The sequence below is a fragment of the Secundilactobacillus paracollinoides DSM 15502 = JCM 11969 genome (assembly GCF_001311135.1).
GTDB lineage: Bacteria > Bacillota > Bacilli > Lactobacillales > Lactobacillaceae > Secundilactobacillus > Secundilactobacillus paracollinoides.
Map to the genome: position 1 here is coordinate 1 of NZ_BBAG01000166.1, position 628 is coordinate 628.

Sequence of the window (628 nt, forward strand, 5' to 3'; positions counted from 1 at the left end):
TAAGCGAACTAAGCCTCGAAAATATGACCTCTACGAGGTCTTCTGTGCGGTCCTATATGTCTTGAAAACCGGTTGCCAATGGCGTCAAGTCCCCGGTGATTTCCCAGAATGGCGGTCAGTTTACAACTATTACAAAATTTGGTCAACTAAAGCTGAGCCTACGGCTGATTCTTTATTGGAACAAGTTTTAAAAAAATTGTCATTGCTCGGCGAACTTACCAAGGACGTTCAGCTTTAACTTCCTTTATTATCGTTGACGCTCAGAGCGTCAAAAACACCGCTACTGCTGAAAACAAAGGTTACGACGCTGGTAAGAAAATCTCGGGGATTAAGCGCCATCTGGCAGTTGATATCAATGGCTTTCCGCAGGCCATTCACATGACGCGAGCGAACGTCTCTGATCGAGACGGGGCCAGTGCAATGATCGCTTTACATGCCATGCATTTACGCCAGGTTCAAAATGTCTTAGTTGATGGTGGTTATTCAGGCGTTAATTTTCAGCTCGATGTAGCCAGTAATTTAAACGCAACCGTGCAGGTTGCGAAGCGCAATGAGTTGCATCGATTCGAAGTCATGCCCCAACGTTGGGTAGTCGAACGATCTTTTAGTTGGCTAGAGAATTGTCGGC

At 45.9% G+C, this 628-nt stretch carries 1 pseudogene; it reads left to right on the forward strand.

The features are described 5' to 3' along the window. A pseudogene (locus JCM11969_RS17450) lies at positions 1–628 on the forward strand (IS5 family transposase); the annotation flags it as partial.